Origin of the sequence: Phormidium pseudopriestleyi FRX01 (assembly GCF_017313335.1) — a bacterium.
GTDB lineage: Bacteria > Cyanobacteriota > Cyanobacteriia > Cyanobacteriales > Laspinemataceae > Laspinema > Laspinema pseudopriestleyi.
Genome location: NZ_JAFLQW010000527.1, coordinates 1 through 5,133 on the forward strand (window position 1 = coordinate 1; position 5,133 = coordinate 5,133).

7 protein-coding genes are annotated in these 5,133 nt (G+C 44.3%); 2 read left to right on the top strand and 5 right to left on the bottom strand.

Going from position 1 to position 5,133, the window contains the following annotated elements; genetic code table 11:
• From J0895_RS20040 to J0895_RS20050, 3 genes are all read right to left on the bottom strand, one after another.
• Positions 1–248, bottom strand: a 248-nt coding sequence (locus tag J0895_RS20040; protein WP_207089769.1) for a PIN domain-containing protein, incomplete at its 3' end; no start/stop codon positions are given.
• A complete protein-coding gene (locus J0895_RS20045; RefSeq protein WP_207089770.1) occupies positions 245–502 on the bottom strand; it encodes a type II toxin-antitoxin system Phd/YefM family antitoxin in 258 nt (85 codons plus the stop codon). The genes J0895_RS20045 and J0895_RS20040, both read right to left, overlap by 4 nt.
• Positions 503–785: 283 nt before the next feature.
• Positions 786–1,340: a Uma2 family endonuclease gene (locus tag J0895_RS20050; RefSeq protein ID WP_207089771.1), complete on the bottom strand. Its 555-nt coding sequence runs from the start codon at positions 1,338–1,340 to the stop codon at positions 786–788.
• Between the two features lie 311 nt (positions 1,341–1,651).
• Between J0895_RS20050 and J0895_RS20055 the strand changes: the two genes are divergently transcribed.
• Positions 1,652–2,293: a histidine phosphatase family protein gene (locus J0895_RS20055; protein WP_207089772.1), complete on the top strand. Its 642-nt coding sequence runs from the start codon at positions 1,652–1,654 to the stop codon at positions 2,291–2,293.
• 13 nt (positions 2,294–2,306) lie between these two features.
• Entirely contained in the window at positions 2,307–3,371 is a 1,065-nt protein-coding gene (locus J0895_RS20060) for a nucleotidyltransferase domain-containing protein (protein ID WP_207089773.1), read from the top strand.
• A 227-nt stretch (positions 3,372–3,598) separates the two neighbouring features.
• Here J0895_RS20060 and J0895_RS20065 read toward each other — a convergent pair whose 3' ends face one another.
• Both J0895_RS20065 and J0895_RS20070 read right to left on the bottom strand, forming a co-directional pair.
• Positions 3,599–4,579 carry a heme o synthase gene (locus J0895_RS20065; RefSeq protein WP_207089774.1) on the bottom strand — a complete coding sequence of 327 codons (981 nt, stop codon included), beginning with the start codon at positions 4,577–4,579 and terminating at the stop codon, positions 3,599–3,601.
• 74 nt (positions 4,580–4,653) lie between these two features.
• Positions 4,654–5,133 (bottom strand): COX15/CtaA family protein (locus J0895_RS20070; RefSeq protein WP_479724811.1); only part of this gene is annotated, 480 nt, incomplete at its 5' end.

The window sequence follows — 5,133 nt, forward strand, 5'->3', positions numbered from 1 at the left end:
ACATGACCTGCTTTAATTTCTAGAATTCGCATATCCAACAATGCTATGCGGCTATCAATGTAGGTATCAATGGGTTCTGGTAGCGGCAATTTTCCATTGGCTACTTTGATTGCTATTTCCCAGATACTTGCAACGGAAAACCACAATTCATTGCTCTCATCAGCCATCAGAGTGATTGCTTGCTCGTTTAACCGTTCAGGTTGGGCAAACCACCATAACCAGCACTGGGTATCCAATAAAAGTTTCACCCTTCATCTCCCTCGAATGCTGCCAAAATCTCTGGTGGCAAAGGTTCATTAAAGTCCTCTGGGACAATAAATTTCCCTCGATCTTGCCCTAAACTTGCTCGCCGATTGGATAAGGGACGAATCGAAATCAACTTAGCGATCGCCACCCCTTGATTCAAAATAATAATTTCTTCTCCAAGTTCTACATGAGATAATAACTCAGATAGATTTTTTTTGAAGTCGTTGGGTAAGTTTTCAATCTGAAGTGTAGCCATTGCCGCCTCGCGATCGCTTTAGTTCTTACCTAACCAGTTTAACCTAACTTGGCGATGATGGTGTAGAGATAGCGGTTCGGTGGACTCATGAAGTACAGATATTTATCTGATTTTATCATGGGTCAGGCCGTAAGCTGCGATCGGCTTTTTATCCCCAGTCCAGAAACCGGGTTTTTTTCCCTTTGAATCTCCACCCAAATTGGGCGTAAAAACCGGGTTTCTCGCCCAATGCTAGACCCCAAGAAAGAGATAATTACTAAATTTACAGCGATTTTTTTGGCATTTAAGGAATTTTAGCCTCATTAAAAATCTGGGTGGGAGTGAATTCTAATCCGGGCAATAATTCATCGGTAATGACTTCATCTTCCCGTTTGGTTTGAGGGGGAGAATCGGGATAGAAAATTGTTATAGTTTTGACTTTAGCATCGACAACCCAAACGCGAGAGACTCCGGCATTTAAGTAATCGATCGCCTTGCCACTGATTTCGCCAAAACTTTGGTCCGGGGAAATAATTTCAATGGCTAATTCTGGAGGAACGGGACAAGGTTCATCCAGGATGCGATCGCGAGACAGGCGATCGGCGGAGATATACAGCAAATCCGGGATGGGTACCCAGTCTTTGCCCTTCCGTTTGAGTGCGATCGCCCACTCAATTCCTACCTCACCTCGGTCCTGATTCCATTGCGTTAGCAGGAAACACAGAGCACCAGTTAAGCTGGAATGAAATCGTTTCGGTAACATTTTGGGTTTAGCTTCTCCATCGACCAGTTCGTAGGTAATATCCCCTTCGGGTAAAGCGAAAAATTCTTCTAGGGTCAGTTTTGCTTTGACTTCCACGTTACCTCCTGGGATGTTAATCTCTGTTCACTGTAACATTTTTACTCGGGGTTGTCCAAGTTATGGGAATTAGGATGAACAAGATCTCTCTGGGTATCTGTAACCCCTGGGATTAAATTTTGTCAAGGGCCGTCCTCGACTGTTAATTCAAAAATGATTTTAAAAACTGATTGACAAAATTCTCGGGAAACCTGATCATGTAAAAATGTCGAGTAAAACTGATAATTCCATAGATTTGGGGACCCCCATTAATGAGTACACAATCTCTCCATAAAATAACCGATTACACGGACTTCTCCAGGATCCGTTCGATGAGGTGGGAAGACATATATCAGCGCCTCGAAAGTCCTCTCGTTTTTCCCAAGAGCGTAGATTTACATTTAATCCGTCATGCTCAAACGGAAACCAATGCTAAAAAACTGATTACAGGCTCTCTGAATGTTGAACTGACAAAGCAAGGTGAAGAGCAGGCTAAAAGTCTGGGGTTAAAGCTTGACCCCCACTACCAAATAGGCTTTTGCTCTCATTTACACCGTTCGCAAAGGACTCTTGATTTAGCAGTGGAACAGGGTCAAGTTAGGGTGGATAAAATTTTTAAGGATCCTAGACTAAATGAGCGTAAACTTGGGGTATTGGAAGGCCAGAAATTCCACTGGATTCCCGAATATGACGCTGGAGATCTGAATTATGCGCCTGAAAATGGAGAAAGTTATCGAGAAGTTAGTAGACGAATTCTTGCTTTTTTAATTGATCTAGCGGATCAAGTTTTAAATCAACGGGTTAATAAAATCCTGATCAGTGGACACATGGGGCCGATGAGAATCATGGTGGGTATCCTAGAAAATAGAGAAGATGCCTCTAATGTCATGGGATTGTCTTTTCCAAATGCTGAAGTGTTAAAATTTAGCTGGAGCGAGTTGAATCTCCCCCCTTTTCTACAAGATAGTCACTAAATAAAGGTAGTTCATGAATCGAGTTGAAGATCCCGAATATCCCTATCAACGGCAATGGAGGATAACCTCAGTAGATATTGATCGATATCAGACACTCCAGGAAAATTGGTCGGCATCAAAAAACTTAATTATTAAAATCAGAGAGGCCCTGTCTAGGACAGAGCTTCATCCAGATGTTTACACCGTTGCCGCAGCAGGCTCTATCGGAAGAATGGAAGCATCTCCCGACGTTTCTGATGCTGACCTGATTATCGTGTTATCCGACAATGTGGAAGATTTAGGCTCAGAGGAAGCGACGAAGGCTTATGATTCGGTCTGGAATGCTCTGGCTGAACTTAAAATTCAAAAACCCAAACCAACAGGAGTTTTTGCCGGGGCTACGACTAAAAAGAAGCTTTTAGTCTCTGTAGGAGATGCCGAGGAAAATTATGGAGATTTTGGAAAACGCCTGTTGTTGCTTTTGGAAACACAGCCGATTTATCACAATCACAATTATAGCGACTTAATCGGAATCATTGTAGATAAGTATGCAGAAGAGTATGTAAAAGTCGATTCTAAAAAAGAATGGACTTTTCTTTTAAATGACCTCATTCGATACTTTAGGGCGATCGCTGTTAACTACCAATGGAGTTTTGGTAAGGAAGCAGAGAAGTGGCCGCTTCGGAATGTTAAACTTCGCCACAGTCGAATCGTCATGTACAGTGGTCTTCTATTTTTACTCGGGCAAGCGAGTACCGAACGTCACGATAAAGTGTCCTGGTTAAAGGAACGATTAAAAATGACGCCACTAGAACGATTGGCCTGGGTTTATGAAGAAAATCGAGAATGGAATTTTCATCGAATTGCTGGAAGTTATGATGTGTTTCTGTCTCTCCTCAATAAGAAAGAAGTGCGTCAGAATCTCAATGTAGATCCCGTCGAGCAACAAGATGATAATTCGTACAAAGAACGGTATAAAATACCTGAATTTGCCTTATTAAAATCCAACTCTGATGGCTTGATTGCCGAGCTTTTACGTTTTATCCTCGCCCGACGGGGAGTTTGGACTGAGCGGTTTTTTGAATATCTCATCTTCTAAGCCCTGGTGAGTCCTTTTAACTGGGGAACTGGATAACCGTTACAGGACTTACGCATTTAGGGTTGAATGTTAAAGATGGCGGAAGTCCTGATTCCTTGAAAATTGCCCAAAAATTAGGGGCAGGCAATTGGCCCACCCCATCCCACAATTTCTGTGGTTTACTAACCCGTTTGGGTTAGTTTTATTCAGGATTAACTCAGGAATTTACCGAAGTCAAATTTGGAGAATTACATTACTCCGATCGCACTGATTAAAACCTGGACATTTTGACCGATCGCCGTCATTACCTGATGAGTCACCGGCAAACTATCTACTACCATTCCGGCAGATAATAACATCAGATAGAGAATCGAGTATTTAAACAGCGATCGCGCTTTGTCTCGGTCTGTGGGGGCTTGCAACAATTCCCAGGCTTTCTTGGCAAAAATTGCTCCTAAAAACACCGCCAAAGCTGCATAGACCATTCCACTGGTATGCAAGGGATAAGTCAGCGCCAAGGTTAAGGGCAAAAGCAATAAAGTATAATACCAGATTTGACGGGCAGTTTCTTCATCTCCCTTAATCACCGGCAACATCGGGACATTGACAGCGGCATAGTCATCGCGAATCATCATGGCTAATGCCCAGAAGTGGGGCGGTGTCCACAGAAAAATGATAGCGAACATCACCCAAGGTGCCCAACTGAGTTCTCCCGTAACTGCGGCCCAACCAACTAACGGAGGAATTGCCCCAGCAGCGCCTCCAATGACGATATTTTGGGTACTGTGACGCTTGAGGAGATGGGTATAGATGGCGACGTAAAATACTATCCCTGACATAGCCAAAAGTGCGGCGAGTAAATTCGCAAACACCGTCAGCAGGGTAAACGAAGTCACCGCTAGGGCGATCGCAAAAATCAGCGCATCCCGAGGTTGCACCCGGCCCGAAGGTAAGGGGCGATGACGAGTGCGTTCCATGATGTAATCGATATCGCGATCGTACAAACAGTTAATCGTATTCGCTGAGGCGGCAGCTAAAGCCCCTCCCGCCATTGTCACTAAAACTAACAGCGGATCAACTTCTCCATTGGCCGCTACCCAGAGTCCGGATGCCGTGGTAATCAGCAACAACAGAATAATTCGAGGTTTGGTTAACTGGTAGTAACTTTTTAGCACTTGCAACAGAGTTTCATGATGCCGTTGTGTACCAGTTGCGATGATTTCTTGCATGATAAATGTTTTGTTTCCTTTTAGCAGTCAAGAGGCTGGGCCATTGCATCGAAATACAGTTGACGATGGAAATTTCAAACCCGAACGCTTCCGGCGCGATCGCGCAGCGCTAATACGGTAAACGCCACCAGGGTTCCGAGTAAGGCTGCACCTGTGGCTTGGTGAGACACCGTAAGCAGTTCCACTTGCAGATGTTCGTAAAAGGTAGCAATCCCTAATCCAATTTGCAAGAGTAACAAAAGACCGGCCCACCTTGCGAGTTGTCGTAATTTAGGATGCAATGCCGGAGTTCGCAATGCCAAGACCACTAAGGCGAGAATCGTCACGGTTGGGGGAACAACGCCTAGAAGGTGACTGTTCATCACTGTGCATAGCTGATTGTAGCCGAAACATTGGTGAAGCGCCCATTGGGAACCGACTAATCCCCCGAGTAAACTTTGGACGTAAACAAAAATTGCTCCAAACAGCCCAATCCAGGGGAGTTTACCCACATTGCCAGTCCCTTGATAGGGTAACAGTGCCATGCCAATGATTAACAGGGTGGTGAAAAATAA

Coding starts and splice junctions, on each gene's coding strand:
- J0895_RS20045 (WP_207089770.1), bottom strand. CDS start 502: ATGGCTACACTTCAGATTGAAAACTTACCCAACGACTTCAAAAAAAAT.
- J0895_RS20060 (WP_207089773.1), top strand. CDS start 2,307: ATGAATCGAGTTGAAGATCCCGAATATCCCTATCAACGGCAATGGAGG.
- J0895_RS20065 (WP_207089774.1), bottom strand. CDS start 4,579: ATGCAAGAAATCATCGCAACTGGTACACAACGGCATCATGAAACTCTG.
- J0895_RS20055 (WP_207089772.1), top strand. CDS start 1,652: ATGAGGTGGGAAGACATATATCAGCGCCTCGAAAGTCCTCTCGTTTTT.